Source organism: Agrobacterium sp. 22-3639C2, from assembly GCF_053522105.1.
Map to the genome: position 1 here is coordinate 577,798 of NZ_JBNWDB010000001.1, position 20,688 is coordinate 598,485.

Annotated in this window: 16 protein-coding genes; 6 read left to right on the forward strand and 10 right to left on the reverse strand. The window is 59.8% G+C overall.

Annotated elements, in window-relative coordinates; translation table 11 throughout:
• Positions 1 to 40 precede the first annotated feature (40 nt).
• The 4 genes from ACQZ6D_RS02865 to rpiA form a co-directional block, all read right to left on the reverse strand.
• Positions 41 to 1,417 carry a class II 3-deoxy-7-phosphoheptulonate synthase gene (locus tag ACQZ6D_RS02865; protein WP_003515403.1) on the reverse strand — a complete coding sequence of 459 codons (1,377 nt, stop codon included), beginning with the start codon at positions 1,415 to 1,417 and terminating at the stop codon, positions 41 to 43.
• Between the two features lie 250 nt (positions 1,418 to 1,667).
• Positions 1,668 to 3,056, reverse strand: a complete 1,389-nt coding sequence (gene gor, locus ACQZ6D_RS02870) for a glutathione-disulfide reductase (RefSeq protein WP_065702481.1) — start codon at positions 3,054 to 3,056, stop codon at positions 1,668 to 1,670.
• Between the two features lie 168 nt (positions 3,057 to 3,224).
• On the reverse strand, positions 3,225 to 3,791 hold the full coding sequence (locus ACQZ6D_RS02875) for a DUF2059 domain-containing protein (RefSeq protein ID WP_013636215.1): 567 nt from the start codon (positions 3,789 to 3,791) through the stop codon (positions 3,225 to 3,227).
• A gap of 16 nt (positions 3,792 to 3,807) precedes the next feature.
• Entirely contained in the window at positions 3,808 to 4,503 is a 696-nt protein-coding gene (gene rpiA / locus ACQZ6D_RS02880) for a ribose-5-phosphate isomerase RpiA (protein WP_003515412.1), read from the reverse strand.
• A 192-nt stretch (positions 4,504 to 4,695) separates the two neighbouring features.
• On the opposite strand from rpiA, the gene ACQZ6D_RS02885 reads away from it, so the two are divergent.
• Entirely contained in the window at positions 4,696 to 5,397 is a 702-nt protein-coding gene (locus tag ACQZ6D_RS02885; RefSeq protein WP_448729602.1) for an HAD family hydrolase, read from the forward strand.
• 235 nt (positions 5,398 to 5,632) lie between these two features.
• Here the strand turns inward: ACQZ6D_RS02885 and ACQZ6D_RS02890 are convergent, their stop codons facing one another.
• Positions 5,633 to 7,570 (reverse strand): L,D-transpeptidase family protein, encoded by a 1,938-nt coding sequence (locus tag ACQZ6D_RS02890; RefSeq protein ID WP_083211496.1) that lies wholly within the window; start codon positions 7,568 to 7,570, stop codon positions 5,633 to 5,635.
• A 408-nt stretch (positions 7,571 to 7,978) separates the two neighbouring features.
• Here ACQZ6D_RS02890 and fumC point away from each other — a divergent pair, with 408 nt between their 5' ends.
• On the forward strand, positions 7,979 to 9,370 hold the full coding sequence (fumC, locus tag ACQZ6D_RS02895) for a class II fumarate hydratase (RefSeq protein ID WP_026330925.1): 1,392 nt from the start codon (positions 7,979 to 7,981) through the stop codon (positions 9,368 to 9,370).
• 208 nt (positions 9,371 to 9,578) lie between these two features.
• A complete protein-coding gene (locus ACQZ6D_RS02900) occupies positions 9,579 to 10,511 on the forward strand; it encodes an alpha/beta hydrolase (RefSeq protein WP_065702478.1) in 933 nt (310 codons plus the stop codon).
• Positions 10,512 to 10,577: 66 nt separating this feature from the next.
• Here ACQZ6D_RS02900 and ACQZ6D_RS02905 read toward each other — a convergent pair whose 3' ends face one another.
• The 4 genes from ACQZ6D_RS02905 to ACQZ6D_RS02920 all read right to left on the reverse strand — a co-directional run bounded on the left by ACQZ6D_RS02905 (position 10,578) and on the right by ACQZ6D_RS02920 (position 14,809).
• Positions 10,578 to 12,215: a CTP synthase gene (locus ACQZ6D_RS02905; RefSeq protein ID WP_035198927.1), complete on the reverse strand. Its 1,638-nt coding sequence runs from the start codon at positions 12,213 to 12,215 to the stop codon at positions 10,578 to 10,580.
• Positions 12,216 to 12,365: 150 nt separating this feature from the next.
• The gene (gene secG, locus ACQZ6D_RS02910) at positions 12,366 to 12,824 is read right to left on the reverse strand and encodes a preprotein translocase subunit SecG (protein WP_065702549.1); all 459 of its coding nucleotides are present in this window, start codon (positions 12,822 to 12,824) and stop codon (positions 12,366 to 12,368) included.
• Positions 12,825 to 12,939: 115 nt separating this feature from the next.
• Positions 12,940 to 13,710 carry a triose-phosphate isomerase gene (gene tpiA / locus ACQZ6D_RS02915; protein ID WP_003515430.1) on the reverse strand — a complete coding sequence of 257 codons (771 nt, stop codon included), beginning with the start codon at positions 13,708 to 13,710 and terminating at the stop codon, positions 12,940 to 12,942.
• Between the two features lie 214 nt (positions 13,711 to 13,924).
• Positions 13,925 to 14,809 carry an alpha/beta hydrolase gene (locus ACQZ6D_RS02920; RefSeq protein ID WP_065702477.1) on the reverse strand — a complete coding sequence of 295 codons (885 nt, stop codon included), beginning with the start codon at positions 14,807 to 14,809 and terminating at the stop codon, positions 13,925 to 13,927.
• 209 nt (positions 14,810 to 15,018) lie between these two features.
• Here ACQZ6D_RS02920 and parE point away from each other — a divergent pair, with 209 nt between their 5' ends.
• The 3 genes from parE to ACQZ6D_RS02935 all read left to right on the forward strand — a co-directional run bounded on the left by parE (position 15,019) and on the right by ACQZ6D_RS02935 (position 19,741).
• Positions 15,019 to 17,139, forward strand: a complete 2,121-nt coding sequence (parE, locus tag ACQZ6D_RS02925) for a DNA topoisomerase IV subunit B (protein ID WP_013636223.1) — start codon at positions 15,019 to 15,021, stop codon at positions 17,137 to 17,139.
• A gap of 64 nt (positions 17,140 to 17,203) precedes the next feature.
• A complete protein-coding gene (locus ACQZ6D_RS02930; RefSeq protein WP_174047441.1) occupies positions 17,204 to 18,094 on the forward strand; it encodes an NAD-dependent epimerase/dehydratase family protein in 891 nt (296 codons plus the stop codon).
• Positions 18,095 to 18,184: 90 nt separating this feature from the next.
• Positions 18,185 to 19,741, forward strand: a complete 1,557-nt coding sequence (locus ACQZ6D_RS02935; protein WP_065702475.1) for a phospholipase D family protein — start codon at positions 18,185 to 18,187, stop codon at positions 19,739 to 19,741.
• A gap of 31 nt (positions 19,742 to 19,772) precedes the next feature.
• Here the strand turns inward: ACQZ6D_RS02935 and ACQZ6D_RS02940 are convergent, their stop codons facing one another.
• Complete coding sequence (locus tag ACQZ6D_RS02940; RefSeq protein WP_003515447.1) at positions 19,773 to 20,606, reverse strand: response regulator; 834 nt, start codon at positions 20,604 to 20,606, stop codon at positions 19,773 to 19,775.
• Positions 20,607 to 20,688 lie beyond the last annotated feature (82 nt).

Below are 20,688 nucleotides of genomic sequence, written 5' to 3' on the forward strand. Positions count from 1 at the left end.
CCGGCAGTATCCGGCGGCTTTTTTGTTTGATCTGCCTCTGTCAGGCAGTAGCAATTGCCAGACGCTTCTCGTCCCGGCCGCTCTTCATGCGCTCGGACAGAAGGAAAGCCAGCTCCAGTGCCTGATCGGCGTTGAGACGCGGATCGCAATGGGTGTGGTAACGATCCGACAGCGAATCCGCCGTTACGGCGCGGGCGCCGCCGGTGCACTCGGTCACGTCCTTGCCGGTCATCTCGATGTGGATGCCGCCCGGATGTGTGCCTTCGGCACGGTGGATCTGGAAGAAGCTTTCGACTTCCGACAGGATGCGCTCGAACGGACGCGTCTTGTAGTGGTTGAGCGTGATGGTGTTGCCATGCATCGGATCGCAGGACCAGACCACCTTGCGGCCCTCTTTCTCCACGGCACGGATGAGCTTCGGCAGGCTGTCCGCCACCTTGTCGTGGCCGAAACGGCAGATCAGCGTCAGACGGCCGGCCTCGTTTGCAGGGTTCAGCGCGTCGATCAGCTCGATCAGATTATCCGGCGTCAGCGACGGTCCGCACTTCAGGCCGATCGGGTTCTTGATGCCGCGGAAATATTCCACATGCGCATGGTCGAGCTGACGCGTGCGGTCGCCGATCCAGATCATGTGGCCCGACGTGGCATACCAGTCACCGGAGGTCGAATCGACGCGGGTCAGCGCCTCTTCGTAACCGAGCAGCAGAGCCTCGTGGCTGGTGAAGAAATCGGTTTCGCGCAGGCTAGGATTGTTTTCTGCGCTGATGCCGATTGCCTGCATGAAGTTCATGGTCTCGGAAATCCGGTCAGCCAGCTTGCGGTAACGATCCGCCTGCGGGCTGTCCTTGATGAAGCCGAGCATCCACTGGTGGACGTTTTCAAGGTTGGCGTAGCCGCCCATTGCGAAAGCGCGCAGCAGGTTAAGCGTCGCCGCCGACTGGCGGTACGCGTCGAGCTGACGCTCGGGGTTCGGCACACGCGAGGTCTCATTGAACTCGATGCCGTTGATGATGTCGCCGCGGTAGGACGGCAGCGTCACGCCATCGAGCACTTCCACGTTCGAAGAGCGGGGCTTGGCGAACTGACCGGCAATACGACCGACTTTCACCACCGGCAGCTGCGCACCATAGGTCAGGACGACAGCCATCTGCAGGAAAGCGCGGAAGAAGTCGCGGATATTATCCGCGCCATGCTCGAGGAAGCTTTCGGCGCAATCGCCACCCTGCAACAGAAAGGCGTTGCCGTCTGCCACATTGGCAAGCTGCTTTTTCAGGCGGCGGGCTTCACCGGCAAAAACGAGCGGCGGATAGGTCGCAAGCGTGGCTTCCGTCGCCGCAAGCGCTGCCGCGTCAGGATATTCGGGAACCTGCTGGATCGGTTTCTGCCGCCAACTGCCGGGTGTCCAATTCTGTGCCATGTCCTTACCCTTTTCTCGCCCGCGCATTTGTGCACGACCGCCTCGAAAAATTGAGCGGCTTATAGCTCCAAGCACAGGCTTTGCATAGCCGATGTCAGGGCCATCGGGCCCATTCCGCCCGTTTTGGGCGTTTAACGTGCATAAAAGTCAATTCAAACGATTTAATAAACCCGCCACCACCCGGAAAACAACGGTTTTCAAGTGGTGGCGAGCAAGGCGGAGACGTGATCACGTCGCGCAAGCGACGGCGTTACACGCGCTCGCCGTTCACCACGCGGTAGCTTGGCGAATACATCGTCACCAGTTCCTCGGCCGCTGTCGGATGAACCGCCATGGTGCGATCGAAATCGTCCTTGGTGCATCCGGCCTTCAGCGTGATGCCGAGGAGCTGCGCCATTTCGCCCGCCTCGTGGCCGAGAATATGCGCGCCGACGACCCTACGGTCGGCGGCATTGACGATCAGCTTCATGATCGTCTTTTCCTGACGCCCGGACAGCGTTGCCTTCATCGGACGGAACTGCGCGCGATAGACTTCCAGTTCCGGGTATTTCTTGCCCGCTTCCTCTTCAGAAAGTCCAACCGTGCCGATTTCCGGCTGCGAGAACACCGCAGTGGCAATAAGCTCGTGGTCCGGCTTGGTCGGGTTGTTCTTGTACTCGGTTTCGATGAAGCACATGGCCTCGTGGATCGCCACCGGCGTCAGCTGTACCCGATCGGTGACGTCACCCAGTGCGAAGATACTAGGAACGTTCGTGCGCGAATACTCATCTACGATGATCGCGCCGCGCGCATCCACCTTCACACCGGCATTTTCAAGGCCTAGACCATGCGTATTCGGATCGCGACCGAGCGCCAGCATCACCAGGCCGACATGCAGCGAGTTGCCCTGCTTCGTGCGTGCCACAAAGCCGCCCGCACCGTCCTTGCTCACTTCCTGAATGACGTCTTCAAGAATGATGCGAATGCCCTTGGCTTCCATCGCTTCATGAAGGCCCTTGCGCATATCGTGATCGAAGCGCGAAAGGATTTCCTTGCCGCGATAGATCAGCGTCGTTTCGACACCGAGTCCGTGGAAGATATTGGCGAATTCCACGGCGATGTAACCACCGCCAGCGATCAGGATCGATTTCGGCAGTTCTTCCAGGTCGAAAGCCTCGTTGGAGGAGATCGTCAGCTCGTGGCCGGGCAGCGCCTTGTGTTCGTTCGGCGTACCGCCAACGGCAATCACGATACGCTCGGCCGTGAAGGTCTCACCAGTCTTCGTCAGCTTCACGGTATGCGCATCGACAAGCTCTGCACGGCTGTCCAAAATATCGGCCTTGGCGTTATCCAAACCCTTGCGGTACAGCCCTTCGAGACGGGTAATTTCCCTGTCTTTCGCTTCGATCAGCTTTTTCCAGTCGAAACGACGCTCGCCAACGCTCCAGCCGAAACCTTCGGCATCCTCGAAATGCTCCGGAAATTGCGAGGCATAAACGAACAGCTTCTTCGGCACGCAACCACGGATGACGCAGGTTCCGCCGTAACGGTATTCCTCGGCAATTCCCACACGCTTGCCGAGTGAGGCGGCAACGCGAGCGCTGCGAACGCCGCCCGAGCCGCCACCGATAACGAAAAGATCGTAGTCATAAGCTGTCATAGTCAAAACCCCTGATCAAAACCACGTGCCATCGGCCTCAAGGCGGGCTGTGGCGTATTCATGGCACATATAGGTGCTGCGATGCACAAATGAAAAGCCCGACCTTGCGGCCGGGCTTTGAATATTTCTGAACGTGAGCTTTGGGACCCGACGCTCTATCTATTTCACTCAGGGCTTGTGAGCCGGAGCGCCACCGGTGTTGCCCTGATCGGCCGGAAGCGGCTTCAGATCAGCGCCGGCCACCTTCTGCAATTCGGTCATGCTGGAGGTGTTCAGATCGCGGTTGATGCCCGCGGCCCAGATGTCGGCAGCCTTCATCAGTTCGCGCGTGGCGATAGGGCCGTCCTTCAGAAGCTTCTTGCCGGCTTCGCTGCTGTAGAAGGTGGAGATGGCGTTCAGCTCTTCGACGGAGAAGGCGCGCGCGTAGGTGAGTGCTGCCTCGCGTTCCAGATCGGCGCGGCGCGGCGCAAGCTCAAGTGCCTTGGCGTCGACAGTCGCGGTGATCGCGTCCTGCACATTCGGCGATGCCTGAATGAGTTCGGCCTTCAGACGTTCCGCCAGACCCGGCAGGATATCATCGAAACGGTCAGTAACGCCAAGAGAGGCGATCGCCTGCCGTGCGGCAGCGATATGCGCTTCCGAAATTTCCTGAGCGCGTGCGGCAGTACCGAACACGATGCCGGAAATGAGGATCGAAGCAGCGGCAGCTTTGCCCAGTCCCGCTAGTTTGATCATGAAAATCTCGCTCCTGTTATACTGCCTGCATCACGCGGGCGCCTTCAGGACCCGCAATGATGGCAAGCGATGCCAAATTTATGAAAAGTCCGTGCTCGACAACACCGGGGATAGTGTTCAGCTCGCGTGCAAGCGCTTCTGCATCAGGAATACGGCCAAAAGATGCGTCGAGAATGAGGTGTCCACCATCCGTCATGAAGGCGCCGTCGCCCGACGAACGCATCGTCAGGTCGCCCGACAGGCCGGACCGCGCCGCCAGTTTCTCGATGGCTATCTGTGTCGCCACCTGACCGAACGGATTGATTTCGATGGGAAGCGGAAAGGCGCCAAGCGTCTCCACAACCTTGCTCTGGTCGGCGATGACGATCATGCGGGCGGATGCCGCCGCCACGATCTTTTCGCGCAGAAGCGCACCGCCACCACCCTTGACGAGTCGCAGGCCGTGATCCACTTCGTCCGCGCCATCGATGGTAAGGTCCAGTTCCGGCAACTCATCGAGGGATTTCAGCGGCACACCAAGCTCCACGCAAAGGCGCGCGGTACGCTCGGATGTCGGCACGCCTTCGACCTTCAGGCCGGCAGCAACCTTTTCCGCCAGAAGCCTGACGAATTCCTCAGCTGTAGAGCCCGTGCCGATACCAAGTCGCATCCCGTCTTGCACATGGGACAATGCGGCCTCGGCGGCCTTGATCTTCATCTGGCGGGCATCCATGTGCCTGAAACTCCGGTAGCTTTGTCGTCGCCGTGCTGTTTACACGGGTCGAAAGCCAAACGAAAGCATTTTTGCAGGCAACGAACAGAACGTTGTGGCGCGGTTGCAAAGACAAAGCCGTTTGCCTAGGCTTGGCCACAACGAACGCACCGATATCATCGCCAAAAGCATTCTCTCAAGAGGCCAGTTCCCGTGACATCCCGCCCGCTCTCCCCGCTCGCCATCTTCGACCTCGATGGTACGCTCGTCGACACCGCCGCCGATCTCGTTTCGAGCCTCAACCACACCATCGCCGCAGCTGGTCTTGCCCCCGTTACCTATGACGACCTGACGCATCTCGTCGGCCAGGGCGCGCGCGTGATGATCAAGCGGGCCTTCGCGCTGCGTCAGGTAGAATTGCCGGAAGCCGAACTGGAGCCGCTGTACGAGCGTTTCATTGACCATTATCGCGCGGAAATGCCCGGCGACAGCCGCCCCTACCCCGGCATCGTCAGCGTACTGGATGCGCTTTCGTCAGCTGGCATCACGCTCGCGGTCTGCACCAACAAGACCGAAATCCTTACGCTCCCGCTGCTCGAAAAACTGGATCTCACCCGATATTTCGCCGCCATCACCTGTGGCGACACCTTCCCTTTCCGCAAGCCTGATGCACGCCATATTCTCGGCACCATCGAAAAGGCTGGCGGCGACCCGCAGCGCTCGGTCATGGTGGGTGACAGCATCAACGACATTCTCGCCGCCAAAAATGCGGCCGTCCCCTCGATCGGCGTCACCTTCGGTTATTCGGATGTGCCGATGGCCGAACTCGAACCGGATGTCGTGATAGATGACTTCACTGCGTTGACGCCCGCGCTGTTCGAGCAGCTGGTCTCAAAGGGCGCCGCTGCGGCTTGAGACGGAGCTGTTCTCCACCGTCATGCCGGGCTTGATCCGGCATCGAGCCACGGCGCGTCTGCGCCGTGATACAACTCTTTCGCGATCAAAGACCTGATCGCACTGGACCCCTGACCAAGTCCGGGATGGCGGAGTGCGGATGCTGCCGTTTAACGCCACCATTCATGTGGCGACTTTGCCATCAAACAAAAAAAGCGCCGTTTCCGGCGCTTTCTTTTTCTCAATGTGATTTCTATCAAATCGACGCGGCCCGCGCCTTCGTCGTTACCGCAAACGCCTTCTGGACGTAGCTGTCACGGTCGTAGACGTCGTCGAAGAACTGCACCTTGCCGGCCTTGTCCGGCCAGGCGGTAAAATAGGCCACGTAGACCGGTATCTTCACCGGCACCTGCACGGCGCGGTTCTTGCCCGCTGCAATCTGCTCGTTGACCTTGTCGACGCTGGTGCCAAGAACAGCGGCCGCCATGCGGCGCGGGTCGACCAGACGGATACAGCCGTGGCTCAGCGCCCGCATATCGCGGTTGAAGAAGCTCTTGGCAGGCGTATCATGCATGTAAATGGCATGCGCATTCGGGAACAGGATTTTCAGGTCGCCCAGCGCATTGTCGCTGCTTGGCGGCTGACGCACCGAAATGGCGTTGGTGGAGCCGAACCAGTTGACGCTGGTGGAAGAAACCGCACGGCCACCCACCTGTACCTCATAACCCAGACGGTCGAGATAGGACGGATCGCGGCGCAGCTTCGGCAGCATCTCGTTGACGATGATCGACTGCGGAACGCCCCAATAGGGGTTGAATTCGACGGTCTGGATTTCGTCCTGGAAGAAGTAGGTCTGGTTGGCCTTGGAGCCGACTACCACCTTCATGCCGAACTGTTCCTGTCCGTCATTGTGGTAATAGGCCATGAAGGCGGGCTGGTTGATCAAGACGTAGCGCTGGCCGAGATCGGCCGGCAGCCAGCGGATCTGCTCCATCGCCACCTGCACCTTGGCAATCCGGGCGTCGTTGCTTTCGCCGACCATGGCACGCACGGTCGCGCGGCCGATGACGCCGTCGGCCTTCAGGCCGTTTTCGCTCTGGAATGCCTTCACCAGATCAACGAGATCAGGCGTATAACCCGGCGTCTGCTGGTAGCCGGAAATGATCGCCGCATGTTCCGCCTTGAAGGCAGGCGAAGCGCGATGTTCGATTGCCTTGACGACGCTCGCCATGTCGCCGCTGCTGTTGCCGGGTTTCAGCACCAGATCGGCGGGAACCTTGACCGTGTTGGCCGCATCACCCTCGCTGCGCAACCGGGCCAGTTCGGCCTTCAGCGCCAGATATTCGGCGTTCGAAGGTTCACGGCTGCGCAGATAGGCTGCGATATCGGGGCTGAGGCCTGCAAGCTTCAGCACGGGCGCAAGGTTCACCGTCTTGCGCTTGAAATCGTGGTAACCGGACAGCCGGTTCGGATCGACACGGCCACGCGTCGTATCCTGCACATAGGCCAGAACCTTGGCGGAAAGCGCAAGCTCGAACTGCATCTGCGCGCGCTGATAGGCGTCGGAGGTCGATGCGGAAGCCACTTCCACCGGCGTGCCGGATGCGTTCGCGCCTGCGCTGATGCTGGCGGTTACGTCCTTTGCGGGTACTGAAATGCTGTAATCGGCCGGATCGAGGCCGCTTTCGCCAACAGTCTCCAAAAACGCCATGACGGCGTTCGCGCGGGCAGTCAGCTCGCCTTCCGAAACCCAGAGCGCCTTGCCGCCGGCACCGTAATAGGCTTCCAGAGCCTTGCCAATTTCGGGGGTGGCGCTGAACTTCACATTGGCAAGACCATCGCCGAAATTGGCGGTGTTCACAGCGCGTGCGGTATCGGCCTTGTAATCGTAATAACGTGGACCGGAAACACGCGGCAGAGGCTCGGGATCGGATGCATCGGCGCTCGGTCCGACCGTCGGCGGCGAGGTGACGATACCGGCTGGCGGCATTTCACCGCGATCGCGCGCAACCTTGCCAGGCCCGCCACGCAAAAGGTCCATCAGCGTTACCGCGCCGGCGCTGCCGGGAAGAGCGGTGGAAACGGAAAGACCGAGAGCCAGCACCAGCGCTGCCGATGTTTTTCCAGATGTGACTTGCAATTTGATCCTCGTAGCACCCAGCGCCGCCAACGAAGACGGAGCATCCAGTTTCATGCTTGTCTAGCCGATAGACGGCCCGTTGAAAAGAAAACGCCGAAGTCCAGAACGCACCCGAAATGAACCTCATATTACGGCCAAAACCATAAAAACGTAATTTCCAGAATTGGCGAGAATGGTTAAATTTCTATTTATTTCATTCACTTTGCCGTGGTTGGCCAAGCCGTTCCAAGCCGGTGAAACCCCAGTTTTCCGGGCTTTTATCGACGTAGTAAAAATGACACGCCAAGGTCTTTTTCTTAACCGGGCAGGATGAGCGCCAAAATCGCCCTGTCCCAAGGGAAATATCTGCCAGGCATGCCTCGCAACGCTTTCATTGCCAGCGCGATGATTCTATATATCGGCGCGCGCAAGGCGGGCGAAGTGCCGTTTTGGCGGAGGAAAACGAGTAAAAAGGCAAGATTGATGACAGCCACACGGACGGAAACCGATACATTTGGACCCATTGAAGTTCAGGCCGATCGCTATTGGGGCGCGCAGGCGCAGCGCTCGCTCGGCAACTTCAAGATCGGCTGGGAAAAGCAGCCCGCCTCTGTCGTTCGCGCGCTCGGCATCGTCAAGCAGGCCGCCGCCCGTGCAAACATGGCGCTTGCAGGCCTCGACCCCAAGGTAGGCGACGCCATCATCGCAGCCGCACAGGAAGTCATCGACGGCAAGCTGACTGAACATTTCCCGCTGGTCGTCTGGCAGACCGGCTCCGGCACGCAATCCAACATGAATGCCAATGAGGTGATTTCCAACCGCGCAATCGAGATGCTCGGCGGCGAAATGGGCACCAAGAAGCCGGTTCACCCCAACGACCACGTCAATATGAGCCAGTCCTCGAACGACACCTATCCGACGGCGATGCACATCGCCTGCGTGGAAGAGATCGTTCACCACCTGCTGCCGGCCCTCAAGCACCTGCACACGGCGCTGGAAGCCAAGGTCAAGCAGTTCGAAAAGATCATCAAGATCGGCCGCACCCACACGCAGGATGCCACGCCGCTGACGCTCGGCCAGGAGTTTTCCGGTTATGCCGCGCAGGTCGCCTCGGCGATTGCCAATATCGAACTCACCCTGCCCGCACTTTCCAAGCTTGCCCAGGGCGGCACGGCGGTCGGCACGGGCCTGAACGCCCCCGTCGGTTTCGCTGAAAAGGTTGCCGAAGAGATTTCCAAGATCACCGGCCTGCCGTTCGTGACGGCGCCGAACAAGTTCGAAGCGCTTGCCTCGCACGATTCCATGGTGTTCTCGCATGGCGCGATCAATGCCGCAGCAGCAGCCCTGTTCAAGATCGCCAACGACATCCGCTTCCTCGGCTCCGGCCCGCGCGCCGGTCTTGGCGAATTGTCGCTGCCGGAAAACGAACCCGGCTCATCGATCATGCCGGGCAAGGTCAACCCGACGCAGTCGGAAGCGCTGACGCAGGTTTGCGCCCACATCTTCGGCAACAATGCCGCGCTCTCCTTCGCAGGCTCGCAGGGGCACTTCGAACTGAACGTCTATAATCCGATGATGGCCTACAACTTCCTGCAGTCGGTCCAGCTTCTGGGCGATGCCGCCGTCTCCTTCACCGACAACTGCGTCGTCGGCATCGAAGCCCGCGAAGACAACATCAGGAAGGGCGTCGAGAACTCGCTGATGCTCGTCACGGCTCTCAACAGCAAGCTCGGCTACGACATCTGCGCCAAGATCGCCAAGACCGCGCACAAGAACGGCACGACACTGCGCGACGAGGCCGTCGGCGGCGGATACCTCACGAACGAGGAATTCGACCAGTATGTGCGCCCGGAAAACATGATCGGCCCGAAGTAAGCCGGTCGGGATTATCGCTGGCATAGAGAACGGGCCTTCGGGCCCGTTTTTTGTTTGTTCGATTGACGGATGAGCGATGAGACCGTGGTGTAGGGTCAAAGCATTGGGATGTCCCTGTACTGACCACTCTTGGTGTTTTTAAATCGTCCCCGTAAGCTGTTCTTCCGCAGAGAATGCCGAAACCAGGTGCACGATTGAGGATGACATCATGATCTGCCGCCGCAGCCTGCTTCTTGGTGGTGCCTTCCTCGCCACGGCCATGAAAGTCCCAAGTCTGTTTGCGCAAGGCGATCGGCAATGGATCTCGCTTTGGCCCGGCCCGCCTCCGGGAGGCAGTGGTCCGAACGGCGTCCCGGATATAAGCAAAAAAGGCGCTGTCACCAACATTGCCGTACCGAGCCTGGAGGTGTTCGCTCCCGCAAAGCCAAATGGTTCCGCAATGATCATTGCAGGTGGCGGTGGATATAAACGCATCGAGGAAGGCAAGGAGTCCTATCCCGCCGCACGCTGGCTCGCGGCCAGAGGCATTTATGCTTTTGTCCTCACCTACCGTCTGCCGATTGAAGGATGGGCTGCTGGACCGCTGGCACCGCTTCAGGATGCGCAGCGCGCATTTCGTCTGGTGCGTGCACGCGCTTCGGACCGGCAGATCGATCCGTACAGGATCGGCGCACTTGGGTTTTCTGCGGGTGGGCACTTGATGGGGTTGGCCGCCGCCCGCTCGGCTTTTGCGTCTTACGAAGCAGTCGATGACATCGACAGGCAATCAGCCCGGCCGGATGTTGCGGCCCTGATCTATCCGGTCATCACGCTTGCAGCGCCCTATGACCATACATCGACCCGGAGGTCACTTATCGGCAGGCACCCGACAGACGAGGCAACACGAGAGTGGTCAGTGGAAAGCCATGTGAGCAAAGATTGCCCTCCGGTCTTCCTCACGCAGGCGGATGACGACCGGATTTCCAATCCCGCCAATAGCCGTATCATGCAGCAGGCGTGCGAGAAGGCGGATGTGGATGTCGAATTTCACCCAATCATTTCTGGCGGCCACGGCTTCGGCATGGGCAAGCCCGGAACCCCCACGCAAGAATGGCCTGGATGGTATGAGGCATGGCTGAGGAAGCACAACCTTCTGGCCTGACGCCTTCTGTGCGCACCCCAATAAAAAAGGGCCGCAAAAGCGGCCCTCTCCGTATCATTCAAACCATCAAACCAGCCGGCTCTGCTCCACCGCCGCTTCAACGAAGCTGGCAAACAGCGGATGCGGGTCGAGCGGGCGGCTCTTGAGTTCCGGGTGGTATTGCACACCGATGAACCAGGGATGGTCAGGATATTCCACCGTTTCCGGCAGCACACCATCAGGAGACATGCCCGAGAAGACGAGGCCGCACTCTTCCAGCCGGTCCTTATAGTCCACATTCACCTCGTAACGGTGGCGGTGGCGCTCGGAAATATCCGTGGAACCGTAGATTTCGGCGATCTTCGTGTCCTTCTTCAGCGCTGCCTTGTAAGCGCCGAGACGCATGGTGCCGCCTAGATCGCCCTTGGTGGAGCGCTTCTCCAGCTCGTTGCCCTTTACCCACTCGGTCATCAGGCCAACGACGGGCTCAGCCGTCGGACCGAATTCGGTGGAGGAGGCATTCTCGATGCCGGCCAGATGACGCGCCGCTTCCACGACTGCCATCTGCATGCCAAAGCAGATCCCGAAATAGGGCACGTTGCGCTCACGGGCGAACTGCGCCGCCATGATCTTGCCTTCCGAACCGCGCTCGCCGAAACCGCCCGGCACCAGAATGCCGTTGACCTTTTCGAGATAGGGCGTCGGATCTTCCTTTTCGAAGACTTCCGACTCGATCCACTCCAGCTTGACCTTGACGCGGTTGGCAAAACCACCGTGATGCAGCGCCTCGATCAGCGACTTGTAGGCGTCCTTGAGGCCGGTATATTTGCCGACGATCGCAATCGTTACCTCGCCTTCCGGCGTGCGGATACGGTTGCAGACCTCTTCCCACTGTTCCAGACGCGGCTTCGGCGCCGGTTCGATACCGAAAGCGGCCAGCACTTCCGAATCGAGACCTTCATTGTGGTAGGCGATCGGAACGTCATAGATGTTGGCAACATCCAGCGCCTGAATGACGGCGGAAGGACGCACGTTGCAGAACAGCGAAAGCTTGCGGCGTTCCGCTTCCGGGATTTCCCGGTCGGCGCGCACCAGCAGGATATCGGGATGAATGCCAAGCGCCTGCAGCTCCTTCACGGAATGCTGGGTCGGCTTGGTCTTCAATTCGCCGGCCGCCGGAATGTAAGGCATCAGCGTCAGGTGAACATAGATTGCGGTGCCGCGCGGCAGGTCGTTGCCGAGCTGGCGGATCGCCTCCATGAACGGCATCGCCTCGATATCACCCACTGTGCCGCCGATTTCGCAGATGACGAAGTCGTACTCGTCATTACCTTCGGTCACGAAATCCTTGATCTCGTTGGTGACATGCGGAATGACCTGAACGGTCGCGCCGAGATAGTCGCCGCGGCGTTCCTTGTCGATGATGTTCTTGTAGATGCGACCAGTGGTGATGTTGTCGGTCTTGGTCGCCGAACGCCCCGTAAAGCGTTCATAGTGGCCAAGGTCGAGGTCCGTCTCGGCACCGTCGTCCGTCACAAACACTTCGCCGTGCTGTGTCGGGCTCATCGTGCCGGGATCGACGTTCAAATAGGGGTCAAGTTTGCGAAGCCGCACCCGATAACCACGGGATTGCAGCAATGCTCCGAGTGCCGCAGCTGCGATGCCCTTACCGAGAGAGGAGACCACGCCGCCTGTGATGAATACATATCGCGCCATGGGATTCACCGGATACCTTTTTACCTCTGATTCCGCCAGCCCAAATTTCATGCTGTTGCAAATTCGCTGTTGACGAATTGGCAATGGGATGTGGCGAAATGCGAACAAAAGAAAACCGGCAGGCTTTTGGCCTGCCGGAGCGTTAAATCATAACCGGGCTTATTGACCGGTCGGAACTGCGTTCGGATCGGCGGGCTTGGCCGGTGCCGGAGCGGCTTCACCAGCAGTGGCCGGCGCAGGCCCGGTCTGCGCAGGTGCTGCAGCGCCGCTGTTGGTCGGAACGCCATTCTCAGCCGGAGCCGGCGTTGCCGGCGTCTGTGCCGGGCCGAGCGTGTCGAGAATGCCGTTGCCCTGACCCTGCGTGGCCGGAATACGGTTCAGAATATCCGTCGGGCGCGATTCGTACCGGGTCAGAAGACCAAGTCCGAGCGACGTCACGAAGAACAGCGCGGCAAGGATACCCGTCGTGCGGGTCAGCGCATTGGCCGTTCCGCGCGCGGACATGAAGCCCGAACCGCCGCCGATGCCGAGGCCGCCGCCTTCGGAACGCTGGATCAGAACCACGCCGACAAGCGCCAGCACGATCATGAGGTGAATAACAATCAAAACGGTCTGCATGACAATCCATTCCATGCCCCGCGCGGAGCACTACAAAGAAGGTTTCGCGGCTCTTTACATGAGGCGAAGGCTTATTCCAAGTCCCTTTCCCGCCACTGTGGCAGGAAAGCGTGTCTCAAGCCGTCAGTTGCTCGTATGCCGCATAGATGGAAAGGAAGTCGGAGGCTTTCAAGCTCGCGCCGCCAATCAGTGCGCCGTCGACATTCTCGACACCCATCAGTTCCAGCGCATTGGCAGGCTTCACCGAGCCGCCGTAAAGAATCCGCATGGTCTTGCCTTCATCGCCAAAGCGCTTGACCAGCTCGTCGCGCATGAAGGCATGGGCCTCGCGTACATCCTGCGTGGTCGGCGTCAGACCCGTGCCGATGGCCCAGACCGGCTCATAAGCGATGACGGTGTTTTCGGCGGTTGCCTCGTCCGGAAGCGATCCGGCGAGCTGGCGCTTGAGGATATCGAGCGTCTGGCCCGCCTTGCGCTCATCCGCCGTCTCGCCAATGCAGACGATCGCGATAAGATCGGCCTGGTGGGCGGCAACGGCCTTGGCACGGACCAGATGATCCGTCTCGGCATGGTCGGTGCGGCGCTCGGAGTGGCCGACGATGACATGGGTGCCGAAGCAATCGGCAATCATCTCGGCGGAAATGTCACCCGTATGCGCGCCGGAAACATTCTGGTGGCAATCCTGTCCGCCAATCATCAGCGGGCTGTCGTCGCAGAGCGCGGTTGCCACATAAAGAAGCGTCGATGGCGGGCAGATCAGCGCATCCACCTTTTCGGAAAGCGCGCCCTTGACGCCCTCTGCCATGGCCTTGATCTGATCGAGCGACGAACGGGTGCCGTTCATCTTCCAGTTTCCGGCTACAAGCGGTCGAACATTCGGCGTCATGCGTATCCCATTCCCTTTGTCTCGGAGAGCCGCTTGCGCGAACACCCCTTACCTCAGCCGCCAGGCGGCCCCTAATCGCGACAGAAACCCTGCCGGAAATCCCGGAATATTTCCTTAAACGCAGCTGATGACAATTGGTACAAAAAAGCAGTCATAAGCTTCAAAACGTCGGTCAATTTGCCGAAATTCGCGCCTGTCGAACCAAAACTGGACCTCATCGGCTCAAAATCCAGTTCAAAACCGCCCGCCAGTCGGTCATGCGCACCGGCGTTCCATGCGTGCCTGTCTCAAAAAGCGTGAAGCGCGCCGGCTCTCCCGCCTTCAGCAAGGTGCGGAAGATGATGGTCGCCTGACTGTCGGCGGAATAGACCTTGTCGGCGCTGCCATGGGTGAACCACACCGGCTTTTTGGCTTTCGCAAAGGCGCTCTTCGGAAAGTCGGGATCGACCGCGCCGCCAAGGATCGCCATGCCCTTGAGATTGCCGACCGTCGCCTTGTCGCGGCTGATGCCGTAGCAGATGAAGCTGCCCATGGAGGCGCAGGCCAACACCACCGGCTTGCCGCCGGATTTGCTAGCAGCATAGGCGATCAGCGCGGAAACGTCGGCAACGCCATTGGCATCGAAGGATCGTACGCTCGGCACATAATAGGTGCCGCCATTGGCGACAGCCAGATTTTTCAGCCGGTTGAAATTGCCACCGAACGTATAGTCGTTCATGCCAAGCCGCCGGTCGCCGCCGCGCCCGTGAATGAAGATCACGGTGAAGGCCTGCCCGGATGATGGCCCGACGCGGCCCACCTCAAGCGCCCTGCCCTCAACCGCCACGGATTCCATCGCCTGCGCTGTCTTGGGCGCCATATCCACATATTGCCGCTTCACCCGGCGTTCCGGTACCTCGTCGCGGCCGTTGATATCGCGCATCTCCTGATAATCGATCACCTCAGATGCGCCGCCATCGGCCGTGGAAAGCACTGTCTGGCTGGAAAACAGCTCGTCCTTGAACGGCCGCAGCGGCCCGTCCGCCGCCCCGGCGCCGCCCGGCATCGCCGCAACAGTCAGGCAGAAAAGAGTACAAAACGTGAAATGAGCTGTGGACATGACTTGGTTAACCGTTCATTCGTGGCTGCGAGACTTGCCATTGCCAGGGCGGCAGCGCAATCCTCCTGTTGCGAAACCCTGACATAGTCGTGGCATAGGGTGCGCCGCGTTAGGCCACACGCCCTGCACGTTTGGCGCTATACTCGCCCCTATTGGCATACTGATTCGCTTGGCGAAATTCTGACGACACGCTTTTTTGAACCTTGGACATGATGGACGATAGCAACGATCTCTTCTCCGGTCTTCCGGTGGCACCAAACAGCGAAACGGAAAAGAACGAGGACACGGCAAAACCCGTGAAGGCCCCGGTGTCCGCAGCCGCGAACGTGAACGTGCAGCCGAAACCAGCAGCCGTTGCGGCCGTCACGACGCCCCCGCCCCCAGCGCCCGTGTCCCCGTCCGGTGACGATTACGGTGCCTCGTCGATCCGCGTGCTCGAAGGGCTGGAACCGGTGCGCATGCGGCCCGGCATGTATATTGGCGGCACCGACGAGAAGGCGCTGCACCACCTCTTTGCCGAAGTCATCGACAACTCCATGGACGAGGCCGTCGCAGGCCACGCCAATTTCATCGAGGTCCATCTCGATACCGAGGGTTTCCTCACCGTCACCGATAACGGACGCGGCATTCCCGTGGAAAACCATCCGCAGGTTCCGGGCAAGTCGACGCTCGAAGTCATCATGACCAAGCTGCATGCCGGCGGCAAGTTCGATGGCAAGGCCTATGAGACCTCCGGCGGCCTGCATGGCGTCGGCGTTTCCGTGGTCAATGCGCTGTCCGATCTTCTGGAAGTGGAAGTCGCCCGTAACCGCAAGCTTTACCGCCAGCGCTTTTCGCGCGGCGCGCCGATTGGCGGTCTCGAAGAACTGGGTGACGTGCACAACCGACGCGGCACCCGCGTGCGTTTCCATCCGGACCCGCAGATCTTTGGCGATCACGCAAAATTCGAACCGGCCCGTATTTTCCGCATGGCCCGCTCCAAGGCCTATCTCTTCGGCGGCGTCGAGATCCGCTGGAGCTGCGATCCCGGCATGGTGCCCGCCGGTGGCGAAATCCCCGAAAAGGCCGTGTTCCATTTCCCCGGTGGTCTGAAGGACTATCTGGCCGCCACGCTCGGCAAGGAATTCACTGTCACCCGCGAGATTTTCTCCGGCCGCACCGAAAAGACCGGTGGCCACGGCGCGCTGGAATGGGCTGTGACCTGGTATGGCGGCGACACGCAGATCCATTCCTATTGCAACACCATCCCGACGCCTGAAGGCGGTACGCATGAGGCCGGTTTCCGCATCGCACTCACCAAGGGCCTGAAGAACTATGCGGAGCTGACCCAGAACAAGCGAGCCAGGGAAATCACCACCGATGACGTGATGATCTCGGCAGCGGGCATGCTCTCCGTCTTCATCCGCGAGCCGGAATTCGTCGGCCAGACCAAGGACAAGCTCGCGACCGTCGAGGCCCAGCGCATCGTCGAAAACGCGCTACGCGACCCCTTCGACCATTATCTCACCGGCAATCCGGGCGAAGCGGCGAAGCTGCTGGACTGGGTGATCGAGCGCGCCGAAGAACGCCTGCGCCGCCGCAAGGAAAAGGAAGTCAACCGCAAGACCGCGGTGCGCAAGCTGCGCCTGCCCGGTAAGCTGGCGGACTGCTCGCAGAACACGGCTGAGAATGCCGAGCTTTTCATCGTCGAGGGTGACTCGGCTGGCGGCTCGGCCAAGCAGGCGCGCAACCGCGCCAATCAGGCCATCCTGCCGCTGCGCGGCAAGATCCTCAACGTCGGCAGCGCCAGCCGTGAAAAACTCTCCGCCAACCAGCAGATCGCCGATCTCATCCAGGCGCTGGGCTGCGGCACGCGCACCAAGTACCGCGAAGAGGATCTGCGTTACGAACGCATCATCATCATGACGGATGCCGACGTCGATGGCGCTCACATCGCCTCGCTGCTCATCACCTTCTTTTATCAGGAAATGCCGGAACTCATTCGTGGCAACCACCTCTATCTCGCGGTGCCGCCGCTCTACGTCATCCGTCAGGGTGCCAAGAGCGCCTATGCACGCGACGACGCCCACCGCGCCGAATTGATGGAAACCGTCTTCAAGGGCAAGAAGGTCGAAATCGGCCGCTTCAAAGGCCTTGGCGAAATGATGGCGGCACAGTTGAAGGAAACCACCATGGATCCCGAAAAGCGCACCCTGCTGCGCGTCGAGATCGACGACGTGGATTTCGAAGGCACCCGCGAGGCGGTCGACAATCTGATGGGCACCAAGGCGGATGCCCGCTTCCGCTTCATTCAGGAACGCGCTGCCTTCGCGGATAATTTGGATATCTAAGCTCGAAAGAACCGTGAAAAGCGGCGCCCGGCGCCGCCTTCAGGGGTGATGTGGAGGCAACATCGTGCGGATCGTGCTGACGGGTAGCTCAGGTCGGGTCGGCCGCGCGATTTTCAGCGCTCTTGCCAGCAGACATGAGGTGATCGGTATCGACCGCTCTCCCTTTTCCACCACCCACATTGTCAGCGATTTCGCCGACATGGGACTGTTGCGTTCGGCTATGACGCGGGCGGATGCGGTGATCCATACCGCAGCGCTGCACGCGCCGCATGTCGGCGTCGTTCCCGACGCGGAGTTCCGGCGCATCAATGTCGAAGGCACCCGCCTGCTGGCGGCAGCGGCGATAGATGCAGGCGTACCACGTCTCGTCTTCACCAGCACCACCGCGCTTTATGGCGAGGCCGTTTTTGCCGGAACCTGCACCTTCATAAACGAAGACACGCCGCCCCGGCCAAGGAGCATCTACCACCGCAGCAAGCTAGAAGCCGAGCAGGCGCTGGAGAAAATCGCTGGTCCGCATCTCGCCGTACGCGTTCTGCGGATGTCCAGAAGCTTCCCGGAGCCTGCTGATGTGATGGCAAGTTACAGGCTGCATCGCGGCGTCGATATCCGCGACGTGGCCGACGCCCATCTACTGGCACTCACCAATACGGGCGACGATTTCCAGCGTTATATCATATCGGGTGCAACGCCGTTTTCCGCTTGCGATTGCAGCGACCTCGCAAGCGACGCAGCCTCAATCCTGCGGCAGCGGGTGCCTGCCCTAGCCGACGCTTTTGCGCAGAGGGCATGGGCGCTGCCTGCAACCATCGACCGCATCTATTCGCCTTTGCAGGCCAAAAAATCGCTCGGCTGGACCTCCCATTATAGCTTCGAAGAGGTGCTCGCCCAACTTAGCCGCCGCAGCATGGAGGTGCTGCCTGTGGGTGCGGCTATCAACAGGAAATCCGAATAGCGTACCAAGGCACGGCCTGCGTGAACGCTTTCCCCCCTCGCGCGTTTTCACGGCGCCTGATACTCTTCGGGGCGGGAGCGATCAAAACAAGTGACTGCATTTTGGGTCTTCATCATCATCCTTTTCCTGGTCATAGGAACCAGCGTGGTTGTCGTGATCGGCAAGCAGCGGGAAAAGGCCATTCCCAAACGCCCCTCAACTGCCCTGCCCGTTGCCGAGGATGCGACCGGGCTCGACCGCCACTGGCAGTCGATAAGGAATGGCTGGAACGAGAAAAACGCGCTCTGCCTGCTGCATTCCAATCTGGATGCCTTTGCAGTGCGCATGGCGGCGACGCGGGCGGCCGGCCGCAGCCTTGATCTGATGTATTACATGTGGAATGCCGACCTGACCGGTCGGCTGATGATGCGCGAGGTCATTGCAGCGGCTGATCGCGGCGTGCGCGTGAGGCTGCTTCTGGACGATCTCGGCGTCTCGATGTCCGACCGCATCTTCCACGCCATCGACAGCCATCCCAATATCGAACTGCGGCTCTTCAACCCAACCAGGGCGCGGGAAAACATCCTGTATCGAAGCATGGAACTGGTCCTCCGGTTCCGAAGCGTCAACCGGCGCATGCACAACAAGGCGTGGATTGCCGACGGACGCGCCGCGATCGTTGGCGGCCGTAATATTGGCGACGCCTATTTCGACGCCGCCGAACGAGCCAATTTCCATGATTTCGACATTCTCGGTTTCGGCAGGATCGTTGCGGATGCCACCGAAATCTTCGACGACTACTGGAACAGCGCCGTTTCCGTTCCCGTGCGCTCGCTTTTGGCTCGCAGGCCGAGCAAGCTTGCCAGGTTAAGACGCGAGCTTGCTGCGCTGCCGAAAAGCGAGGCTGCCAAACCCTATCTCGAGCGCGTCGAAAACCAATATGGCAGCGGTCATTTCCTGATGTCGGACCGCCTGCACTGGGTCGATGAAGCCGACGTGCTTGCCGACCCGCCGGAAAAAGCAGCGGGAAAACGCCGCAACGGCCACAACTTCCTGATGGAGAGCCTGCTGCCGCTGATGCAGGCGGCAAATGACAGCCTGCACATCACCTCCCCTTATTTCATTCCCGGCAAACAGGGCTTGGACATTTTCGCAAACCTTGCCGAGCGCGGCGTCTCGGTTGCCATCCTCACCAACTCGCTGGCTGCAACAGATGTTGCCGCCGTTCACGCCGGTTACGCACGGTATCGAAAGCCGCTTCTACTGGGCGGGGTGCGACTGCATGAACTGCGTGCACAGGCGGACCAGCCAAGCTTTACGCTTCGAGGTTCAGGACAGGCGAGCCTCCACACCAAGGCTTTCTCCCGCGACGGCAAGACCGGCTATATCGGCTCGCTCAATTTCGATCCGCGCTCTGCTTCTCTCAACACGGAAATGGGCGTCGTTTTCACCTCAGCCCCGCTGGTTGCGCGCATGGACGAGATATTCAGCGAAGAGATCCGCCGCTCGATGAGCTTCGAGCTGGATATAGACAACGGCAATCGCATCGTCTGGATGACCGAAGAACACGGCCAGCCGAAGACATACCGACGCGAACCGGACGCTGCCATCAGCCGCCGGATCGTCGCGGGCATCATGCGTTTCCTGCCGCTCGAGTCTCAGCTTTGACTTATCGCGGCTTTGATAACGAAAAGTCCGGTCAGGCCGCCGGTCTCACGCCAGCCTTGGCCAGCTGTATCTGCACCAGCGTGTCGAGGTTCTGGTTGACGCGGCAATAAAATTCCTCGTCGATGAAGGGCCGCAGCATGAAATCGTTGCCACCCGCCTTCAGGAACCGCGCCGACAAAAGCCGGTTGGTGGAAGAGGAAACGCCGATGATGCGCAACTCGTGCGAACCGCGCACGGTGCGGATGCGCCGTGTCAGTTCGAAACCGTCAATATCGGGCATATTGTAGTCGGTCACCACCAGCCCGATATCGGGATTGGCCTTCAGGATTTCGAGCGCCTTCGCACCGCTATCGGCAAGGCTGACGCGGAAATTATAACGCTTGAGGCGGCTGGAAAGCAGCGCCCGCGCCGTTGGGCTGTCATCCACGATCAGCACATGGTGGCGGTGGTTGGTGAGGAACCGACAGATGGATTCCGTCAGCATGTCCACGGCAAAGATATTGTCTTTCAGAATGTAGTCGACCACATTCTTGGCGATCAGCGTCTCGCGGGTCGCCTCATGAAACGTGCTGGTGAAAACGATGGTAGGGATCGAAAGATCGATCAGATATTCCAGCGCCTCGCCGTTCTCCGCCCCCGGAAGATTGATGTTGGAAATCGCAAGCGTCACGGGTTCGGCCGAGTGTTCGTAGCACGCCTGCAACTCCTCGAAGTTACGGCACACCTCCACGGAAACGCCCAGCAATTCCTTCAGGCGCATGCTCACCATCTGGGTGAACACATTGGTATCTTCCGCAAGCAAAATGCGGCAATTGGTAAATGGCACACCCGAATATTGCATGCCCGTAATGCCCAGAAAATTCATTTTGTCCCAGTCCCCCGTCGTCTTTCACGGGAAATTAGCAGGCGTATTTTTCAGAATGATTAATAACACTTTTGCCCGAAAA